This window comes from Bacillus sp. K7, assembly GCF_053903245.1.
In genome coordinates, this window is sequence record NZ_CP096406.1 from 2,071,722 (window position 1) to 2,090,977 (window position 19,256).

The window sequence follows — 19,256 nt, forward strand, 5'->3', positions numbered from 1 at the left end:
TTTATCAGTCATCTGACAACAGGCTTTTCATCCTGTTCTTTTTCTTCATCTTGCAGATCCTGATGCGTATGGGCAATTCTGCTCGCAGCCGCTGCTGCAAGGGCTGCCACAATATCATCTAAAAAGGTATGAATACCGTCTGGACTCTCATCAAGTTCTTTAATGATTCCTGTCTTCTCTTTATCCAGATAACCGAAGTTGGTGAGGCCGATCGACCCGTATACATTCACGATTGATAGAGGGATGATTTCATCTATGCCGTAAAGCGGTTCATCCGTTTCAACGAGGTGCTGCAGCGGTTCCGGAAGAAGTTTCTGCTCAGCGAGCTGATCAAGCGCAAGGCCTGTCAAAACAGCATGGATAATTTCACGTTTGTTCAGCACTTTTTCTACATTCTCCATACATACACTGAGCGGCAGATTTGGATTGTATTTTTCCTGAAGTTTTTGAACAATCTGTGCAATATCTTCAATCATAACGCCACGTTTGTTCAGCATATCTTTTGTTATATCGACCATTTCATTCATTGTGTACTTTTTCATGTCAAAGGCATCTCCTTTACGCACTCATCCAGTTGGGAGGCGTGTTGCGGTCCCAGTAAATGCTCCCAAGCTCATGATGTGATTGAAATCCATCTTCTGCTGTATGATAATGAAAATTAAACCAGTACCCCTCATGTGGGGGGTGGTCTCTGCGCACATGGAATCTAAGGAGATCTTCTCCAGTCGTCCGATTGTAAACGTTGAAAATTTTCTCCGTTTTGCCAGCTGAAGGCGTGCTCGAGATCACAACATCTTGATACGCCTCATCATCTTGCAATGTCGTTAAATAATCACTAATCACATTTTCGATTTTCGGAAGGATCTCTTTCCGATAGTCATCCTCAATGACCGGAGCGATTTTGCTGCCGAATTTCAATAGAGACTGATCCTGAGCGCTGTCAAAGAGCTGTTCCTTGTACGTTTGAAAAAGCAATTCAGGATCTCGCCTGTCTTCCGACTCACCATCGTACAGGTCATGCTCATCATAAAAAGCGGTGTAATCGTTCTGCTCAAGACTGCTCGGCTGTCCAGAGGGCTTGTCCGCCATAAGAGCAGCCGGAGGAGATACGAGCCCGAACGTTACGATGGTAAATAAAACCACAAGGGTCTTTCTCATCCACAATTTCATGACTGCTTATTCCTCTCTATATTTATATATTTCTCTTATTTTAGCACATCCGAAACATGCAAGTCATGTACGATATGAAACGAATATGCAAATTAGGCTATTCGTTACTTTGCCGTTTGTGTAAAAACGCTTACAATATTCCATGAAAGGAGGCTTTCTATATGATTGACGCTCTGTTTGCCACAGTTTCACTCTTAACATTGTTATACTTTGTCGTCATGGAAGTCACCGATTAATAGAAAGCCCGTGATTCATCACGGGCTTTCAGATTGTTGACAAAGTCATAAAACGGTTTTCGTTTTATGACTTTGTCATCTTTTCAGCGTGATTGAAAACCCTTGAAGTCTAGGAAGGACGAGCATTGGAGCACAGCGAATGTAGCAATTCGTGAGCACCAACGCGCAGAACTGACAACGAATGCAAGGGTTTGTCGACACGCTGAAAGCCCTTGATTCATCACGGGCTTGTTTTACTTGCGGCTTGAATGACGCCATAATGGAACAGCGCCGTTTTTCTTTTGATGACGTTAAAACCAAACTGTTCAAATCGCGGGCTTTTCCAGTGGTCTTTCAGCACAACCCTTTTTCTAGAAACGCGTACCGCTTCTTTGATCCATCCTTCATCCAAAAGCGAATCCTCTGCCAAGTCCCGTAAAGGCGCGATGCCATCAGACGTCTCTACAGGCTCATGAAACATTGGGTCGAAATAGATCACATCAACAGAGTTGTCAGGCAGCTGCTTGATGTATTCATGGCAATCTCCATTCTTGACTTGGATTCTACTCATTGCAGCTTGAAGCTCAACTATGTCCGTTTCCCATGCCTGCAGTCCCGTCCTCACGAGAACGGACACAAGATGGTTTTTTTCAATCCCAATCACAGAACCCGTTTCGCCTACTGCCATACTTGCGATAATGGCATCCGAACCCAGCCCAAGTGTGCAATCTAAAAACGTATCCCCTTCCGATAAATCAGCTGCCCGAAGCATAGGCTCCCGCTCCCCCCGTAAAAAGCGTTTAGCTCTAAACATCGCTGTATTCGGATGGAAAAAGAATTTGGCATCTTGTTTTGTATAAAGCTCGAACCGTTCTTTGCCGACCACAAGCAAATCACGTGCAGCTGACTCCAGCAGGTTTTCAACCGTTTGTTTATTTCGGCTGCAATATGGCATATCAAGCTCTTTAGCAAGCAGCTTTGCGGTTCTAACGGTGTCTTCAGTCGGTCTATAGCTTGTTGTTATCATTTTCTGTACTCTCCAAAAAAGAAAATGCCCGAAAACGGGCATTTAGCAGTGTGCATCAAAGGCAGCGGTCAAATTTTTCATAATCTCTTCCATATCATGACCTTCAATTTCATGACGCGGAATAAAATGTACGACTTCCTTGCCTTTCAATAGAGCCATTGATGGTGAAGAAGGCTCCTGTCCAGTAAAATACTCACGCATTTTTGCAGTAGCTTCTTTATCCTGGCCCGCAAATACAGTCACTGTATTGTCAGGCTTTTTGTCATGCTGGAGGACTGCCTGTGTTGCCGCAGGACGCGCAAGGCCTGCCGCGCAGCCGCACACAGAGTTAACGACAACAAGAGTCGTGCCCTCAGCCTTTTCCATAAAGTTTTCTACTTCTTCCGCTGTTGTTAATTCTTCAAAACCTGCTCCAGTCAGCTCGCGGCGCATCGGTACAACAAGCTGTCGCATATATTCTTCATAAGCCATTGACATAAAAAAGCCCCCTCTATTATCCTTCATCTGAAGTAAAGGATACTATAGAGAGGGCTGGATTTCAAATGTTCACGCCTTAAAATAACAGAAAGGAATCCCCGTTGTCTAGATTTTCATGATACCGCCGGTGTTGGCGCTTGTCACAAGTTTGGAATAACGGGCCAAGTAGCCGGTTTTCACCTTCGGTTCAAAACCTTTCCAGTTCGCTTTCCTTTTTTCCCATTCTTCCTCCGGCACTTGAACATCCAAGATGCGTTTTTCAATATCAACGATGACATGGTCTCCGTTTTCCACGAAAGCAAGCGGTCCTCCCTCTGCCGCCTCTGGTGATACGTGGCCGATTGATAGGCCTCGAGATGCTCCGGAAAAACGTCCGTCCGTAATCAATGCCACCTTTGGCCCGAGTCCCATTCCAACGATCTGAGATGTAGGTGCAAGCATCTCTGGCATACCAGGTCCGCCTTTTGGCCCTTCGTAACGGATAATGACCACGTCGCCTTCTTTTACTTTCCGGTTGATAATGCCGTCAAGCGCCTCATCCTGAGAATCAAATACGACAGCCGGTCCTTCGTGTCTCGTAATTCCGTTCTGAACGCCGCCTGTTTTAATGATAGCCCCATCCGGAGCCAGATTGCCGAATAAAACTGCGAGCCCTCCCTTTTCAGTGAATGGTTGATCCAGCGGATGGATCACGTCATAATCCTTCACTTCATGTCCGGCAATGGTTTCTCCGAGTGTTTTTCCTGTAACAGTGAGTGCGTCTAAATGAAGTGCCCCTTCTTTCTTGGAAAGCTCATTCAACGCCGCGCTCACACCGCCGGCTTCGTGAAGATCTTCAATATACACATCTGATGCAGGCGCCAGCTTGGACAAGTGCGGCACTCGCTCAGCGACTTCGTTAATGCGTTCTAAAGAATAGTCAACGCCGGCTTCGTTTGCGAGAGCAAGCGTATGAAGAACGGTATTTGTTGAACCGCCGAGCGCCATATCGAGCGCAAACGCGTTATCAATCGCCTTTACTGTCACAATATCACGCGGTTTAATGTCTTTGCGAATGGTTTCCATTAATTGCGCAGCCGATTTTCTGACAAACTCTTTGCGTTCCGGTGCTGTCGCGAGAATGGTTCCGTTACCCGGCAAAGCAAGACCAAGCGCTTCAGACAGGCAATTCATTGAGTTCGCCGTAAACATGCCTGAGCAAGATCCGCACGTTGGGCATCCGAACTGCTCTAATTCTTGAAGTTCGTTCTCGTTGATTTTTCCTGCTTGATAAGCGCCTACCCCCTCAAATACTGAGGAAAGGGAAATTTTCCGCCCATCACTTGTTCTTCCTGCCGCCATCGGCCCTCCGCTGACAAAAATCGTTGGAATGTTGATCCGCATAGCTGCCATAAGCATTCCCGGCGTGATTTTGTCACAGTTCGGAATACAAACCATACCGTCAAACCAGTGTGCGGATACAACCGTTTCCACAGAGTCCGCGATAATTTCGCGGCTCGGCAGCGAATACCTCATACCGATATGCCCCATCGCGATGCCGTCATCTACTCCGATTGTATTAAACTCAAACGGCACGCCTCCAGCTTCTCTGATTGCTTCTTTTACGATTTTCCCAAACTCCTGCAAGTGAACATGACCGGGTACGATATCAATGTATGAATTACAAACCGCAATAAACGGTTTGCCAAAATCCTCTTCTTTTACCCCTGCTGCACGAAGCAAACTGCGGTGCGGAGCTCTATCGATTCCTTGTGTGATCATGTTACTGCGTAATTCTGCCATGGTGATCCCCCTAAATTCTTTCAATTGTTAGACCGGATTTTATTTTAACAATTTTCAGTTTATTTTTGGGCTGTTTTTGCAAAAAGATAAAATACAGGCCGCCCTCGCCTTGCTTGTTTCCTTCATGTTTTTATATTTATATAGCTTTCTGTCGATGTGAACCCTCCAACTATTAATATTGTTACTTACTATAAATAGTTTTCGGACATTTTTCAACAATATTCGAAATAATTTTTATAAAAAGTGAATTCACATAAAAAAGGTGCATGATCTGCACCCTTTTCTTTCTATTATTCACCTTTTTTTCTGCTCTCTGTCATCTGTTTCCAAACAGAGCCTTTTGCTTCTTCTCCATGCTCAATACGTTCAAGCGCCATTTTCACTTGAAGGCTGACCTCAAATTCGGGATCATCTTCGGCAGCGCGTAGAGCTTCAATTGCACTTTCATCGCCGACTTCGTAGAGGAACATAGCCGCGCGCCAGCGGACAAGCTTGCTGGAGTCGCTTAACGACTTGATCATAGCAGGAATGGCGTGAGGGTCGCCGATATCAGACAGGCAGTCTCCGGCCGTTCTTCTGACTGAGACGGCTTTATCCTCAAGCGCTTTATACAATAGAGGAAGAACATCAGGTGTTTCAATCATTCCTAAATACACAACAGCCTGTCTTCTGATGGACACCTTGGGATCATCCAATGCCTTCTGTAAAACGGGGATATCTTCCTCTTTCGGATCCATCTGCTCCAAATGTGCATACCGTTTTTTCCAGTCCTCATCATCCAGCATGTCAAGCGTCACTTTATACGCCTTGCGCTGTACAGCTTGTTTTGCTTCGCCCTTCCCTTGAGCCGCCGCTTCTGTCAGCCGTTTCAGCCGCTCATCGCTGTAAGCCGCCTGAAGCTCTTCTGTCACGTCATGACCGATTTCATTAAAGTCGCCGAATCTGACGCCTTGTTCTTTCCATGCCCGCTCAAACACAACATTTGAAGCTTCAGATCTGAGTTTTAAGATCGCCTGCTGAAAGCGTTCGGGTAACCCGAAGCGCTCTTCCCGCTCCCCATCTGTTAACTTGACCTGCATAGGAATGCCGCTGAACATCTGCACAAAAACTTTCACTTCTCCAAAAGACTCTTGGTCAGAGCGATTTTCTCCTGTGTTTTCAGCACTTTCCATCCCAAATGCAGTGCGGACTTGCGGTAATATGTCTTTCCAATCGTATCTCGCGTTCCGTTCAACAGCAAGAAAATCAGCGACATGATATACGCCTTTCACGCCTTCTATTTTAAGAATTTCCCCGATAACAGTCGGTGCGCCTTCTGCTTGATCCGGTTTATAGTTATTGCTCTTGCCCGCCGGAAGCTCTTCCGTTAAGTTGACCTTCATTGTATTGGGACTTGGCGTAGGTTCAATTGATTTTATCTTCATGATTGTCCTCCTCTAGCATATCTGTGACTTATTCTATCATAGTCCCCCTAAGCCTTCTATTACGACGTTTTGACTTCAATCCCGGGCATGTCTTTTTCTAATTCGCGGACAAACCGAAGCATGAAATCGTGCCTTTCTTGCGCCAGTTCCTGAGCGGTGTCTGTATTCATCATATCTTTCAGCCGCAGCAGCTTATGAAAAAAATGAGCGTAGGCGCTTTGATCATTTCCATAAAGGCTGTGCCCTTTTGCGCCCGCAAACATAAAAGCTCTGGCAATTCCTATAGCGCCGATGGCATCAAGCCTGTCAGCATCTTGTACGGCTTTTCCCTCGATGGAAAGTGGCTCTCCCGCCAGCTTATCCCTGTCTCGAAAGGACATGCTTGTGATAATGCGAATCACTCTGTCAGCATCCTCTTTTCCAACTCCGAAAAAAACGAGCTGATCATATACTTCGCTTACTGAAAGCCTGATCGTATCAGGCAGCTTGGCATCAATTACATCATGAACCAAAGCTGCCGTCTCCACTATGAATAAATCCGCATGTTCCTTTTCTCCAATATACATAGCAAGCTCTGTAACCCTTGATACATGATGCCAATCATGGCCAGAGCTTTCACCGTTTAGGACAGATTGGACCCATGCCCTGATTTGTTCTATTCGCTTCAATCCCTTCATACAAACACCCTCATTATTGTCCTAATAGCCTCACGATCACGTCTTCCAGCTCTTTCGGATTTGTATTTGGAGAATAGCGGCCAACGACTTCTCCATTTTCGTCCACTACAAATTTCGTAAAATTCCACTTGATTGCTTTTGTTCCCAGCATGCCTTTCGCATGCTCTGCCAAATATACAAACAGCGGATGGGCGTTTTTTCCGTTCACTTCCACTTTTGAAAACATAGGAAACGTAACGCCATAATTCGTTTCGCAAAATTCTTGTATATCTGCTTCATCACCAGGCTCCTGGCTCATAAATTGATTGCAGGGGAATCCTAAGATTTCCAGCCCCTCCTGCTGATATGTATCATATAACTCCTGAAGCTGTTTCAATTGCGGCGTAAATCCGCATTTGCTTGCTGTATTCACGATCATCAATACCTTTCCGGCAAAAGGCTGAAGTGTCATTTCTTTTCCAGTTATTGTACGTACCTTCATATGATATATAGACATGTAAGCCCCTCCTATGTCCTTGCTGCTGATTATTTTACCTTTTTTACATCTCAATTCAAAATAAACTTCCTTTATCAGAACTTATAAGAACAGAGTGAACTAAACCTGATATGCCTGCTGCATCATGCATAGAACTGGCTGATGCTCAAAAAGACTGTTATATATGAAAGCCCGCCTGTTCTTTTACCATTAGGATGCGTGACTCCTTTTGTTATCTTAACCATTCTATAAAACAGGACTGTTCCCTTCTGGAATAAAACATCTGAAAAGCATTTTCCAGTGAAACCAAAAGGCGTATTTATGCGTTTTATTTAAAGAGTTTTCTATTGTTTCCCCTTCAACACTTATAGATAGATTGAAAATTGGCGTGAAAATTCCTATAATGAAGAAAATTACACGGGGAAATGATGGAGGTGGCACGTTGCCTATTAATATACCAACACACCTGCCGGCAAAACAGGTGCTTGAGAGTGAACATATATTTGTAATGGATGAAAGCAGAGCATTTCATCAGGATATCCGGCCGCAAAAAATTATTATATTGAATTTGATGCCGAAAAAAATCCAGACAGAGACTCAGCTTCTCAGATTGCTTGGAAATTCGCCTTTACAGGTTCATTTTACTTTCTTAATCCCAAGCACACACACGCCGAAAAATACTGCAAGAGAACACCTTGACGAATTTTATACGACTTTTTCCAATATCCGTCACAAGAAGTTTGACGGCATGATTATCACCGGTGCGCCGATCGAGCATTTGGCGTTTGAAGATGTTTCATATTGGGAAGAGCTCAAAGAGATCATGGAGTGGAGCAAAACGAATGTCACTTCAACCTTGCATATTTGCTGGGGTGCTCAAGCAGGATTGTATTACCATTATGGTGTGGAAAAAGTGGAAATGCCGAAAAAAATCTTCGGTGTGTTCGAACATACAGTTCTTTCAAAACATGAAAGATTGGTAAGAGGTTTTGACGAGCTATACTACGTGCCGCATTCCCGGCATACAGATATAAATATGGAACAGCTTCAAGCAGTGTCCGAGTTAAATATTCTTACCGCATCAAAGGAAGCTGGGGTATGCTTAATTGTGTCAAAAGACGAAAAACAAGTCTTTTTAACAGGGCACCCTGAATATGATACAAATACGCTTCTTCAAGAATACGAAAGAGATCTGGAACGCAACCTTTCTGGTGTCGAGGCGCCTAAACATTATTTCGCAGAAGACAGCAAAGAGCCAGTAAATCGCTGGAAAGCGCATGCGACACTATTGTTTATGAACTGGCTAAATTATTACGTTTACCAAGAAACTCCTTATGAATGGGACTGATTTTTCTATTTTAGTGATACGCTGAGCAAAAAATATGATAAAATACATCTGATTCAGTCTGCGTATAACAAAAATTTAAAATACTGGAATCCAAATCTTTTAAAATTAGCTTAATTTTTTCACTGCATTAATAATTCGATTATGTATTTGTGTTATGTTTATGTATAGACAATAACTCCTTACGATGCATGAAGCTTGCTTGTTGTTGATTACATTGAGGTGAATTTACTTGAATACCAATAAAAGAGTATTAATTTTGACTGCAAATTACGGAAATGGGCATGTACAGGTAGCCAAAACGCTTTATGAGCAATGTGTTCGGCTCGGCTTTCAGCATGTAACAGTTTCTAATTTGTATCAAGAGTCAAATCCGATTGTTTCAGAGGTAACTCAGTACCTTTATTTAAAAAGCTTCTCAATCGGGAAACAGTTTTATCGTTTGTTTTATTACGGAGTTGACAAAATCTATAATAAACGTAAATTTAATATTTACTTTAAAATGGGGAATAAACGATTGGGCGAACTTGTCGATGAACATCAGCCCGATATTATTATTAATACATTTCCGATGATCGTCGTGCCGGAATACAGACGCCGAACAGGAAGAGTCATTCCTACCTTCAACGTGATGACCGATTTTTGCCTTCACAAAATTTGGGTTCATGAAAACGTGGATAAATATTATGTGGCGACAGATTATGTAAAGGAAAAACTGCTGGAGATCGGCACTCATCCAAGCAACGTAAAAATCACCGGAATTCCAATTAGGCCGCAATTTGAAGAATCCCTGCCTGTGGAGCCGATATATCAAAAGTACAATCTTTCACCCAACAAAAAAGTGCTTATGATCATGGCAGGCGCCCACGGTGTCTTAAAGAACGTAAAAGAGCTGTGTGAAAACCTTGTTAAAGATGATCATGTGCAAGTGGTTGTCGTGTGCGGGAAAAATACAGCCTTAAAAGAATCTTTAAGCACGCTTGAAGCAGAAAACGGGGACAAATTAAAAGTTCTTGGCTATGTGGAGCGCATTGATGAGCTGTTCCGGATCACAGACTGCATGATTACAAAACCTGGCGGCATTACTTTGACAGAAGCGACTGCCATCGGTGTGCCTGTCATTCTGTACAAACCCGTGCCCGGCCAGGAAAAAGAAAATGCGAACTTCTTTGAAGATCGCGGCGCTGCCATCGTCGTGAACCGTCATGAAGAGATTCTCGAATCAGTCACTTCCCTTCTCGCAGATGAAGAGACCTTACAGCGCATGAAGAAAAACATTAAGGACCTTCATTTAGCAAACTCTTCTGAAGTGATTTTAGAGGATATCCTGAAGGAATCGGAGATGATGTTGGCAGCTAAGCAAAGAGCAAAAGCGCTATCGTAACATGTTTATAAAGAGCATACGAAAATCGTGTGCTCTTTTTATTTGTTTTTACCTACCAATAAAAACGGTTACATTTTTCTGTAAAACTTGCCCTTCTTTTTAAAAATAAACCGTTTCGTAACTTGACGAGTGCTCCCAGATGGTGTATAGTTGAACCATCATTTAACAATGAATCAAAGTTAAATGGTGACAAAAATTTTTTTTAGCACACAGGTGCTACAGTACTAGGAGGAATTAAGCAATATGCAAAACGGTAAAGTAAAATGGTTCAACAACGAAAAAGGATTCGGCTTCATTGAAGTTGAAGGCGGAGACGATGTATTTGTTCACTTCACAGCTATCGAAGGAGACGGATACAAATCATTAGAAGAAGGACAAGAAGTTTCTTTTGAAATTGTCGAAGGTAATCGTGGACCTCAAGCTTCTAATGTTGTAAAACTCTAAACTCAATACATGATGACAAATAGAGGAGAGGCATTTGCCTCTCCTATTTGATTTTCATCTGAATTTCAATGGCCAAAATATTTTGCTTGCACCTCTGTTCAATCTCTTCGACATGCTTTTCCATTGAAGGCTTCCCTTTTTTCGCGATATCCGCGAGTTCTTCTAAATCACTGTATATTTCTATAAATGTTTTGTGAAGGATCGACCTCAAGTCTTTATCATCCATAACTGCGTTCCCCTTCTCTGCCAAGATACCTCAAATAGTAAAACAGTCCTATCTATTCTGGTTCAATAGTTATATCGGCTTATTTTCTATTTTATTTTCTATTTTTGTACATAAATTTCAAAAAACCTCTGCAAAATAGTTGCGGAGGTGTTTTTTATGACATCAGAATTTCATGAAGAGGAGCAGACTGGCTTTACGGATAAGCGTCAGCTGGAACTAGCCGTGGAAACAGCGCAGAAAACGACAGGAGCTGCGACAAGAGGCCAAAGCACAACATTAGCCGATGCCGCATACCAAGCCATTGAGGATGCAAGAGAACTGTCACAATCAGAAGAACTGGCCACCCTCGATGATCCTCAATTTGTAGAGCAGCAACAGCAGCTTCTGGATGATAGCGAGCATCAGCTGGATGAATTCAAAGAATAAAACCGCAGATTCTGCGGTTTTATTCTTTAATGATTGGTTAAGACATCGCCGTAGGCTTTCAGCTTTTCACCAACCGTACATTTAGTGATACAGAATGAATGTGCATAAGTTTTGCCAAAATCTTTGCGGAACTGTTTCTTGATAAAACAATCCTTGCAATATTCATCTTGAAGTTCTGTCAGTTCTTTAAAGATCATTTTCTTATCCAATATCGTCATCTCCGTTACGGTCTAATTTCGTATGGCTTTCTACGAATTGATGGGATAGAATTTTTTTAGCGAGGCTGTCGGCTTCCTGGTTGTCTTTCCGCTGTATGGTTTCGTAAGTTGGAGTAAGCTTCAGCGATTCGAGAAGTGCTTCTATTTTGTCCAGCCATTCATTATGAGACGGATCATAGCAAGGCCAGCTGCCGTCAAGCTGATTCAGCACGACAAGCGAGTCCCCTTTGATCGTAATTGAATTTCTGCTTGCTCCAAGCTCTCTTACTTCTCTTATTGCTTCATACAGCGCCGCGTATTCAGCTTCATTATTGGTTTTCAGCCGGAAGCTTTTATTTTTTCTCAAGCGATGCCGGATTCCTCCCAAAGAATAATAAATGACGATTCCGAGTCCCGCCAGTTCGCTCTCCTTATCGAAACTGCCGTCAAAATAAACAGTTACGTCATCAGGCTCTTGAGCTAGCTCCTCTGTTAGCTTTTCCAATTCCTTTAGCGTCCAGCTGCCGCCTTTTTCGTCTTCGAACTCGAGCTCTTTCATGTATGGAAAACGGCCTAGTTCTCTGGCGAGCATACGCGCCTGTTGAGCAGTCAGCCAATCTTCGGCTATAAACGAAACGGATCCCGTCCCTTTTGCTTCTATTTTCAAATGCGGTCTGAGCTTCATTATGATCACCTTACCATTCATTAGTTGCCGGGCTTGTGCTATAATCAAACCAATCTTATCCCGGAAAGGAAGCTTTTTCATTTTGTTTAACAACTCATTTTGGATCATTTTTGCGATCATTCATTTTATCATTGTTCTTTTATTTTATAAAGGATTTGGCAAAATGGGACTGTTTGTATGGATTGGATTTGCTACAGTCTGCGCAAACCTTCAAGTCGTCAAAACAGTAGAACTGTTTGGCTTAACAGCAACGCTCGGAAATGTAATGTACGGCACCATCTTTTTTGCGACAGATGTGCTCAATGAGAAATACGGTCCGGCTGAAGCCAAAAAAGCGGTATGGCTCGGATTCTCAACGCTTTTGACGCTGACATTTGTCATGCAGGGCGTGCTGCTTTTCGAACCGGCTTCCAGCGACATATCGCAAACAGCACTTGAAACGATTTTCGGATTTCTTCCGCGCGTTGCGTTAGGAAGTTTGCTTGCCTTTATCTTCAGCCAAACGCTGGATGTTTATGTATATTCGTCAATTAGAAGGATATTTCCTTCTGATCGGCTTTTGTGGCTCAGAAACGGCGGCAGCACAGCAGTCAGCCAGCTGTTTGATACATTGATATTTACCGGTGTCGCTTTTTTCGGTATGTATCCGGCAGGAATTTGGCTTCATATTTTTATTTCCACCTATTTGATTAAATTTGCGGTTTCTTTGATTTCACTGCCTTATTCTTATGCAGCAAAAAGAATGAAACCGAATGATGAGAGGAGTTCATAATGCCTACAGAAATATATGTAGACGGCGCGAGCGCCGGTAATCCCGGACCTTCCGGCATCGGCATTTTTATCAAACATGAAGGAAAAGCAGAGTCTTTTTCTATTCCAATCGGAATGCATACAAATCAGGAAGCGGAATTTCGTGCATTAATTGAAGGCATGAAGCTATGTGCAAAGCGCGGGTATCAATCTGTTTCCTTTCGCACCGATTCAGATATTGTGGAACGAGCCGCTGAGCTTGAAATGGTAAAAAACAAAATGTTTCACCCATATGTGGAAGAAATCATCCGGTTAAAAGCAGCCTTTCCTCTCTTTTTCATCAAATGGATACCGGGAAAACAAAACCAAAAAGCCGATCAGCTTGCAAAAGAAGCGATTCGGCTGAATGATAAGAATTAAATCACGGTCATTGGTTCATTCTAATGATGAGGTGAATAAACATGAAAAAGAAAGATAAAGGCCGGCTGACCGGCGGTGTAACTCCTCAAGGCGATTTAGAAGGCAACACGCATACAGACCCTAAAACAGAGCTTGAGGAAAGAGCAAAAAAAAGCAATACAAAACGCTAGGGAAGGTCTAAACGATCTCTCTAGCGTTCAGCTTTTCAAGCATACGTTCAATTCCTTTAATTTGGTGGCGGCGCAGCATGTCAGCCGCCTGCTCCATTTTCAGAGTAAATTGAGTGTCTTTGAGCGTACAGGCCAGCGGCACCGAGCAATGAATTTCCGCAAGCTTTTTCGACATCTCCAAATCGCTCAAACCTTGCTGAATCTTCCCTTGCTGCCCCTTCGGAAGAAGAGACAGATTCTCTAATAAACGATCAATCGATTCGTATTCACGAATCAGTTTATAAGCTGTTTTTTCTCCAATTCCTTTAACGCCGGGATAGTTATCACTCGAATCACCCATTAGCGCTTTAATATCAATCAAAGCTTTCGGCAGGACGCCTGTTTCTTCGTAAAAGTTCTCTTTTGTATAGACTTTATAATTTCCAATTCCTTTTTGGAGGAGGGCCACACTCACTTCATCCGTTAACAGCTGAAGTAAATCGCGGTCTCCTGTTACGATCGTAATATCAGCTTCATTTGCAAACAAAGCGGCAAGAGTTCCGATACAATCATCCGCTTCATATCCGGCACAGCCGATATTCATAATCCCAAGCTCAGCGGCCGCTTCCTTTGCCAGATCAAACTGCGGAATCAGCTCCACAGGCGGTGCGCTGCGGTTCGCCTTATAATCTTCGAACAGGTCATTTCGGTATGTTTTGCTTCCCATGTCCCAGCAGCAGACGACGTGTGTCGGCTGGAATGTTTCCACACTTGTAATGAAATGCTTTAAAAATCCGTTGACGCCGTTTGTCGGCACCCCGCTGTCATTTATCATAAAGTTGCGATGCACAGCCGTGGCAAAAAACGCCCGAAATAACAGAGCCATGCCATCAACAAGCAATAATTTATTATTATTCATCAGATAACTCCTTTTTCATTCATTCCTTCTATTTTACCATAAAGCAGCGCAAAAATAAAAAACAGCATCTCTTTGATGAGAGATACTGTTTTGTGTATCATCAGTCATTGTGTCTTTTATTGCTGGCGATCAGCTTTTCAGCTTCCCGTCCTGCGTAAGAGTCAAAATGCGTTTGAAATCCATTTTTCTTTTTGGCATTGTTATTGGCCTGTGCGTTTCTGTTGCCCAGCTTTGTTCTGCCCAACATGAATCCCCCCTTACGTCGGATACATATAGTATATGCTTCCGCTGAGGATTCACTCGCGACAGGATCATCCAGCTTACATACGGTTTACGTATTCTCTGACCATTTCTTTTGATACATGGCGTCTTGTCGGCACGATGCCTTGTTTGGCAAGCTGATTCATTTGCTCGGTAATTCCATTAATCGCATCTGTCGTAAATGGCTCATCGTTTTTGCATTTTGAAACCGCTTCTTCAATGGCCATTTCACGCATGTTTTCAAGACGCATAAATGCTTTGATATGCTCATGCTGTTTTGATGAATGTGCTGAAATTGCTTTATGTACCTCTGACATGAATCGTTCATCTCACTTTTTTCTATTTAGTCTATCATGACTTGAAATACAAGCCAACTGAATTTTACATTTTTATTATATGGCCTGATCTTTGCCAGGAGATGCATGCTTGGTATGCTTTTTCAATCTCTTTCGCATGTTCCCCTTCCGCATATCCTTCTATATACGTATCTTTCTGGTCCTTTATTTGTTCCATTGCTTTGTCAGCCATCTCTTCCTGCAAGCGCCTGAGGTGATTTGTGTAATGAGAAATAAGGCTTTCTTCTTCCTTTGTCACCCATTGCTCTGTGATTTTATTAAGTTTCATCCGCACAGCCTCGATGAAGGCCGCTTTTCCTTTCTGTTCAAAAAAGTGTTTTGGTGATTTGATTTCTTTTTGTTCCTGCTCGAAGACGCGTTCATCTAAATCCGGTTCAACTTCCTTCAGTTGTATACCGTTAGAATGCAGATCACCCGCATAAATGGAAAAGTAACCGTCCTCGTTTAATATTTTTTGAAAGCTTTCCAGCCATTCTTCCGCGATATGCCGTTCAATAAAACCGCTCATGCGAACATCAAGCGTTTTGATTTCCTGGACATATTCGAATTGATATTCATGCACTGCGGTTTTCATCGCCTTAGCGACGTTCTTTTTCCAATCTCCATTCTGAAGCCCTGGATGAAATGCCGATTTTAGTAAATCATTCGCAAAAAAGGATAAGCGCTGTGTAATGTGATATAGCTGTTCTTTTGTGTCTTTTTTTGCTTTCTCAATGATGGTTTCTGAGCTTCGCCGTTTCTCGATTTCGGCTGCTGTCCGCGCAAATGATTGCATAAGGCGCTGTTTCTGCGCTTCCTTTTCTTCTTCGGACTGATGCTGGGATCGGTGAAGCTGGAAAACAGTTTCGCATAGTTTGTTTGCTTCCGAACTGAGCTGTGCGGCAGACGCTTTTTTAACATCCACTTCGATAAAGCGATCTAAGTGTTTTCTGACTTTCGGAAACTGATTATAAAATGATTCCTGTTTTCTCTGCAGTTCCTCCTTACTAGATACGGTAAAGAGCTGCGGATCATGAATCCCTTCTTTTACAAGCTCTGCGCTTACATAATCGGTCACTGTTTCCAGCTCTGTTCTATCTTTCGCAAGGTCCGCCGCATTAATGACGAAAAACATTTTATCCATGCTGAGCGATTCTTTCACCAGCCCTAGCTTTTGCAAAAATGAACGGTCTCCTTTTGAGAAGGAATGCTGATAATAGGTCATATAAAAAAACGCATCTGCATCTTTCATATATTGGAACGCCAGCTCTGTATGCCGTTTGTTCATGCTGCTCGCGCCGGGCGTATCAACGATCGTAATCCCTTTTTCAGTGAGCGGGCATGTATAATAGACCGTTACCTCTTTTACAGCGCAGGCCGTTGCCTCCTCTGCCACATACGGTTTTAAGTCAGACAGCGGTATCGTTAATGTCTTTTGTTCCTGTATATATGGCTGAACCTTTTCATATGCAAGCAGGAAATTGCTGATTAATTTCACGTGTTCTTCCTGCAACCGGCTTTTTTTGATCGCCTTTTCCCACTTCTCTGTAAAAGAACGGCCCGTTGGCTCTTCTTTTATTCCGGTAAGCTGTAAAATCTCAGCCGTTATGTCATCCTCCGTCTTAAAGACCACATCCGCTGTTTTATCGATGCTGCCATTGGTTGGTTTTGTAATCTTGTTAATGGTGGCTGTGGTTGGCGTTGGTGAGGACGGAAGCACCCTTTCACCGACAAGCGCATTGGCAAATGATGATTTCCCTGAACTAAAGCCTCCGAAAAGCGCGAGTGTAAATTTCCGTTCCTCGAGCCTGTTAATCCTTTGCTGAAAGGCTGAGGTTTGTTTTGACAGCATGTTATATCCGCCTAAAAGATCAGACAATATACGAAAGCGCTTGATCTGGTCTTGAAGCGGCCGTTCTTGCTCCATTATTTCTGGTTTTATATTTCGCTGCCGTGTCTGCTGGCTTTGGTTTCGTATCTGTTCTGGCGCCGCCACTGTTTTTTTCTTCGTTTTAAACCAGTCGGTTTCTATATTCCTTGGGCATGCGGATTCGTCTTCCCAAATGGCACATATGCGATCAGCTTTTTCGCGGGCATTATTCTCTAAGCCGGCCTGTTCTTGGAGAATGGCTAGTTTTTCTGATTCCTGAATGAGTCGTTCATTGACCGTTTGCATGTCTTTAGTGACACTCTCTTTCACCATCGCAGAAATCGCCTTTATGATGTCTGCCGCTTCTCTTTTCGCCTCTTTGCGAATCAGCTCTGCCAAATCTTTTGTATATTGCAATACATATTCAGAAGAAAATGCTGCACCATGCTTGACAGCAAGCTCAATAATGTCAATTTTAAGCGGAGTGCGATAGGCATGAATCAGCTTTTCACTTTCAACTGTATCAACATCAAATGCCTTGGCGAGTTTATGAAACGTGTCTATTATGTGCCAATCCGCTTCGGCCTCTGTTCGTTTTTTCACATCTGAGAAAAAAGCATTTCTTCTTCTATCTCTTTCCTGTGCAGTTTTTCCTTTCGAAAAGAAAAAACCGGTTTTAAAAGAAGGCTCTTGCGATTCGAGGAATTCAGCTGCCAGCTCACGCATTTCAAAAGGCGTCAGGTTGGCATTTTTTAAAATGCGATTGACTTCTTCCTGCATCCTGTTTTCTGCCTCAGTCGCTTTCTTTGTCATCTCATCTCGTTGATCACGCAGCGATTGGACCAGTTCAGTTTGCGTGATAAGCTGTTCAGCATAGCTGGTTCCACCTGTTTCATCTTTAAAAAGCATCTCCGTATGTTCCTTCAGCAGATGGCGGACTTTTTGTTCTGTTAAAGGCTGGAGGTTGTTCTTGGATTGCTGTTCTATTCCTTTTAATTCATCTCTCAGGACGCCAATCTGATTGAACGGGTGGTTCGGTTCTGTCACTGACGTAAAATAGAGTGCGTCCTTCGAAAAGCCTTCACTGCAAAGCATCTCCTCAACCTGCGCTTTATAATCTTCAAAACGTGTCTCCGACTCATCATGGCGGTCAATTTGATTGACGATAAAATACACATTAGGAATACTTTCTTTAATTGACCTGAGAAACTTTACATTCTCCTCAGCGTGCACGTGATTATAGTGAACGACATAAAACAGCGCGTCCGCCTGGTGGAGAATAGACGCCGCCGACAGAAAATGCGCATCATCTGTTGAGTCAATCCCAGGGGTGTCAATGTACGCAACTCCCGTATCCATTTCAGTATATCGATCATAGATTTCAACGCTTTCAATCTGTTCCCCGTCTTTGCAGTATTGCTGCACCTTGTCTTTCCGATAAGCCCCCTCCAGCTCAGCGCATGCTCCGTCTGTTGTATGAAGCCGAACACGCTTTTCCCCGTTTCTGATCACAACAAGGTTAGCGCTTGTCGGGATCGGGCTTGTCGGTAAAATATTCTCCATTAACAGGCAGTTCAGCAGTGATGATTTCCCCGCTGAATAATGCCCGGTAAACGCGATATAAACCTCTTCATCAGCCGCTTTGTTCATGACAGCAGCCAGTTTGGCAGCTCTTTGTTCATCTTGATTTTCGATGAATTGCTTATATAGTTCCCCGGTTTTATGCAAAAGCTCTTTTCTGTTATGTTCTGTCATCAGTATGAACCCCTTTGTGCCGTTTCAATTGTGAATCTTTTTTGAAAGATCTGAATACATCCCCTTTCATTTTACACAAGAATGGATCAAATTTCTCTAAAAGAATAGAAAAAAGCCGCCATTACGGCAGCTTCTATAAAGAAAATCTGCAACTTTGACAAGTTCCAGATTCATGAAACAGATTTATTAGAGATTCCTTTTAATACAAAACCAATTAATACACTATATGTACAAACCGCCCCAAGCAAAAATAGCATTGTCATTCGCTTCACCATCCTGATTGAGAATCTTTTTCACTTATATTGTAACATGGATGAGAATGATTTTCAATCTCTATTTTACGAGGTGATCCTCTAGTGCCTTGTCTTCTGCACGGATTCTGACGGTTAACAGCACGGCATTGAAAATAGAAAATAGACACATGGTGACGTAGGCTCGGTACAGAAGCGGGATCAATAAGATTTCTAATATAACAACGGTATAGTTTGGATGCTTTATCCATTTATAAGGGCCTTTTTTTACAAGCTCTGCACCCGGAATGATAAGAATTTTCGTATTCCAATGTGCGCCTAAGGAGCAAAGTGCCCAATACCGCACTGCCTGCACGCTTAAAATAGCCGCAGCGATACCGATCCACCAGCTTGACGGCTGTTTGTTCAGCATCAGCACTTCCGCAATGAAAGACAGGATAAAAAGGATATGCATAATGATGATATACGGATAGTGGCTCTCACCGAATTCGATCGCCCCTTGTTTCTTTACCTTTTGTTCGTTTTGTCTGGCTACTGCCATTTCTGCCAGTCTTTGAGTCATGAGAATGACGATTAACAACCAAAACATACA

The 19,256-nt window shown here is 43.0% G+C and carries 24 protein-coding genes and 1 pseudogene; 8 read left to right on the forward strand and 17 right to left on the reverse strand.

The window, feature by feature from the left end; genetic code table 11:
- Window positions 1-8: 8 nt before the first annotated feature.
- The 8 genes from M1D98_RS10445 to M1D98_RS10480 form a co-directional block, all read right to left on the reverse strand.
- Complete coding sequence (locus M1D98_RS10445; protein WP_010327968.1) at window positions 9-542, reverse strand: phosphatidylglycerophosphatase A family protein; 534 nt, start codon at window positions 540-542, stop codon at window positions 9-11.
- Window positions 543-558: 16 nt separating this feature from the next.
- Entirely contained in the window at window positions 559-1,170 is a 612-nt protein-coding gene (locus M1D98_RS10450) for a YpjP family protein (protein ID WP_010327967.1), read from the reverse strand.
- A 456-nt stretch (window positions 1,171-1,626) separates the two neighbouring features.
- Complete coding sequence (locus M1D98_RS10455) at window positions 1,627-2,412, reverse strand: class I SAM-dependent methyltransferase (protein WP_268557445.1); 786 nt, start codon at window positions 2,410-2,412, stop codon at window positions 1,627-1,629.
- Between the two features lie 42 nt (window positions 2,413-2,454).
- Window positions 2,455-2,889 (reverse strand): bacilliredoxin BrxA, encoded by a 435-nt coding sequence (gene brxA / locus M1D98_RS10460; protein ID WP_010327965.1) that lies wholly within the window; start codon window positions 2,887-2,889, stop codon window positions 2,455-2,457.
- Between the two features lie 105 nt (window positions 2,890-2,994).
- Window positions 2,995-4,671, reverse strand: a complete 1,677-nt coding sequence (ilvD, locus tag M1D98_RS10465; RefSeq protein ID WP_010327964.1) for a dihydroxy-acid dehydratase — start codon at window positions 4,669-4,671, stop codon at window positions 2,995-2,997.
- Between the two features lie 290 nt (window positions 4,672-4,961).
- Window positions 4,962-6,095 (reverse strand): conserved virulence factor C family protein, encoded by a 1,134-nt coding sequence (locus M1D98_RS10470; protein ID WP_268524559.1) that lies wholly within the window; start codon window positions 6,093-6,095, stop codon window positions 4,962-4,964.
- Between the two features lie 59 nt (window positions 6,096-6,154).
- Complete coding sequence (locus M1D98_RS10475) at window positions 6,155-6,772, reverse strand: HD domain-containing protein (protein WP_268524561.1); 618 nt, start codon at window positions 6,770-6,772, stop codon at window positions 6,155-6,157.
- 13 nt (window positions 6,773-6,785) lie between these two features.
- The gene (locus M1D98_RS10480; RefSeq protein WP_010327960.1) at window positions 6,786-7,268 is read right to left on the reverse strand and encodes a glutathione peroxidase; all 483 of its coding nucleotides are present in this window, start codon (window positions 7,266-7,268) and stop codon (window positions 6,786-6,788) included.
- Window positions 7,269-7,689: 421 nt separating this feature from the next.
- On the opposite strand from M1D98_RS10480, the gene metA reads away from it, so the two are divergent.
- The 4 genes and pseudogenes from metA (at window position 7,690) to cspD (ending at window position 10,420) form a co-directional block, all read left to right on the forward strand.
- A complete protein-coding gene (gene metA / locus M1D98_RS10485) occupies window positions 7,690-8,595 on the forward strand; it encodes a homoserine O-acetyltransferase MetA (RefSeq protein WP_010327958.1) in 906 nt (301 codons plus the stop codon).
- Window positions 8,596-8,824: 229 nt separating this feature from the next.
- Window positions 8,825-9,976, forward strand: coding sequence for a diglucosyl diacylglycerol synthase (locus M1D98_RS10490; protein ID WP_121642766.1), 1,152 nt, complete (start codon window positions 8,825-8,827; stop codon window positions 9,974-9,976).
- Window positions 9,977-10,056: 80 nt separating this feature from the next.
- Window positions 10,057-10,204 (forward strand): annotated as a pseudogene (locus tag M1D98_RS10495) (hypothetical protein); the annotation flags it as partial.
- A gap of 15 nt (window positions 10,205-10,219) precedes the next feature.
- On the forward strand, window positions 10,220-10,420 hold the full coding sequence (gene cspD, locus M1D98_RS10500) for a cold-shock protein CspD (protein WP_003230776.1): 201 nt from the start codon (window positions 10,220-10,222) through the stop codon (window positions 10,418-10,420).
- Between the two features lie 43 nt (window positions 10,421-10,463).
- Here the strand turns inward: cspD and degR are convergent, their stop codons facing one another.
- Window positions 10,464-10,646, reverse strand: a complete 183-nt coding sequence (gene degR / locus M1D98_RS10505) for a transcriptional regulator DegR (RefSeq protein ID WP_010327956.1) — start codon at window positions 10,644-10,646, stop codon at window positions 10,464-10,466.
- Window positions 10,647-10,802: 156 nt separating this feature from the next.
- Between degR and M1D98_RS10510 the strand changes: the two genes are divergently transcribed.
- Window positions 10,803-11,072, forward strand: a complete 270-nt coding sequence (locus M1D98_RS10510) for a DUF2564 family protein (protein WP_121642767.1) — start codon at window positions 10,803-10,805, stop codon at window positions 11,070-11,072.
- A gap of 26 nt (window positions 11,073-11,098) precedes the next feature.
- On the opposite strand, the gene M1D98_RS10515 is transcribed toward M1D98_RS10510, so the two are convergent.
- Together M1D98_RS10515 and M1D98_RS10520 are read right to left on the reverse strand one after the other, a co-directional pair.
- Window positions 11,099-11,281, reverse strand: coding sequence for a zinc-finger domain-containing protein (locus tag M1D98_RS10515; protein ID WP_039074238.1), 183 nt, complete (start codon window positions 11,279-11,281; stop codon window positions 11,099-11,101).
- Window positions 11,274-11,954 carry a ribonuclease H family protein gene (locus M1D98_RS10520; protein ID WP_010327953.1) on the reverse strand — a complete coding sequence of 227 codons (681 nt, stop codon included), beginning with the start codon at window positions 11,952-11,954 and terminating at the stop codon, window positions 11,274-11,276. The genes M1D98_RS10515 and M1D98_RS10520 overlap by 8 nt, the downstream gene beginning before the upstream one ends.
- Window positions 11,955-12,036: 82 nt before the next feature.
- Between M1D98_RS10520 and M1D98_RS10525 the strand changes: the two genes are divergently transcribed.
- The 3 genes from M1D98_RS10525 to sspL are packed head-to-tail and all read left to right on the forward strand — an operon-like array spanning window position 12,037 to window position 13,294.
- A complete protein-coding gene (locus M1D98_RS10525) occupies window positions 12,037-12,726 on the forward strand; it encodes a queuosine precursor transporter (RefSeq protein WP_456279580.1) in 690 nt (229 codons plus the stop codon).
- Window positions 12,726-13,124, forward strand: coding sequence for a reverse transcriptase-like protein (locus M1D98_RS10530; protein ID WP_121642769.1), 399 nt, complete (start codon window positions 12,726-12,728; stop codon window positions 13,122-13,124). Before M1D98_RS10525 ends, M1D98_RS10530 begins: the two co-directional genes overlap by 1 nt.
- Before the next feature lie 41 nt (window positions 13,125-13,165).
- Window positions 13,166-13,294, forward strand: a complete 129-nt coding sequence (gene sspL, locus M1D98_RS10535) for a small, acid-soluble spore protein L (RefSeq protein WP_010327950.1) — start codon at window positions 13,166-13,168, stop codon at window positions 13,292-13,294.
- Window positions 13,295-13,301: 7 nt separating this feature from the next.
- Here sspL and exnP read toward each other — a convergent pair whose 3' ends face one another.
- From exnP to M1D98_RS10565, 6 genes are all read right to left on the reverse strand, one after another.
- A complete protein-coding gene (gene exnP / locus M1D98_RS10540) occupies window positions 13,302-14,192 on the reverse strand; it encodes a 5'-3' exonuclease ExnP (protein ID WP_456279581.1) in 891 nt (296 codons plus the stop codon).
- Between the two features lie 100 nt (window positions 14,193-14,292).
- Window positions 14,293-14,439 (reverse strand): hypothetical protein, encoded by a 147-nt coding sequence (locus M1D98_RS10545; RefSeq protein WP_003230761.1) that lies wholly within the window; start codon window positions 14,437-14,439, stop codon window positions 14,293-14,295.
- 73 nt (window positions 14,440-14,512) lie between these two features.
- Window positions 14,513-14,770 (reverse strand): YpbS family protein, encoded by a 258-nt coding sequence (locus M1D98_RS10550; protein WP_010327948.1) that lies wholly within the window; start codon window positions 14,768-14,770, stop codon window positions 14,513-14,515.
- Between the two features lie 64 nt (window positions 14,771-14,834).
- A complete protein-coding gene (locus M1D98_RS10555; RefSeq protein ID WP_456279582.1) occupies window positions 14,835-18,413 on the reverse strand; it encodes a dynamin family protein in 3,579 nt (1,192 codons plus the stop codon).
- Between the two features lie 170 nt (window positions 18,414-18,583).
- Entirely contained in the window at window positions 18,584-18,676 is a 93-nt protein-coding gene (gene fbpC, locus M1D98_RS10560) for a Fur-regulated basic protein FbpC (RefSeq protein ID WP_100740084.1), read from the reverse strand.
- A gap of 70 nt (window positions 18,677-18,746) precedes the next feature.
- Window positions 18,747-19,253, reverse strand: coding sequence for an isoprenylcysteine carboxyl methyltransferase family protein (locus M1D98_RS10565; RefSeq protein WP_456279583.1), 507 nt, complete (start codon window positions 19,251-19,253; stop codon window positions 18,747-18,749).
- Window positions 19,254-19,256 lie beyond the last annotated feature (3 nt).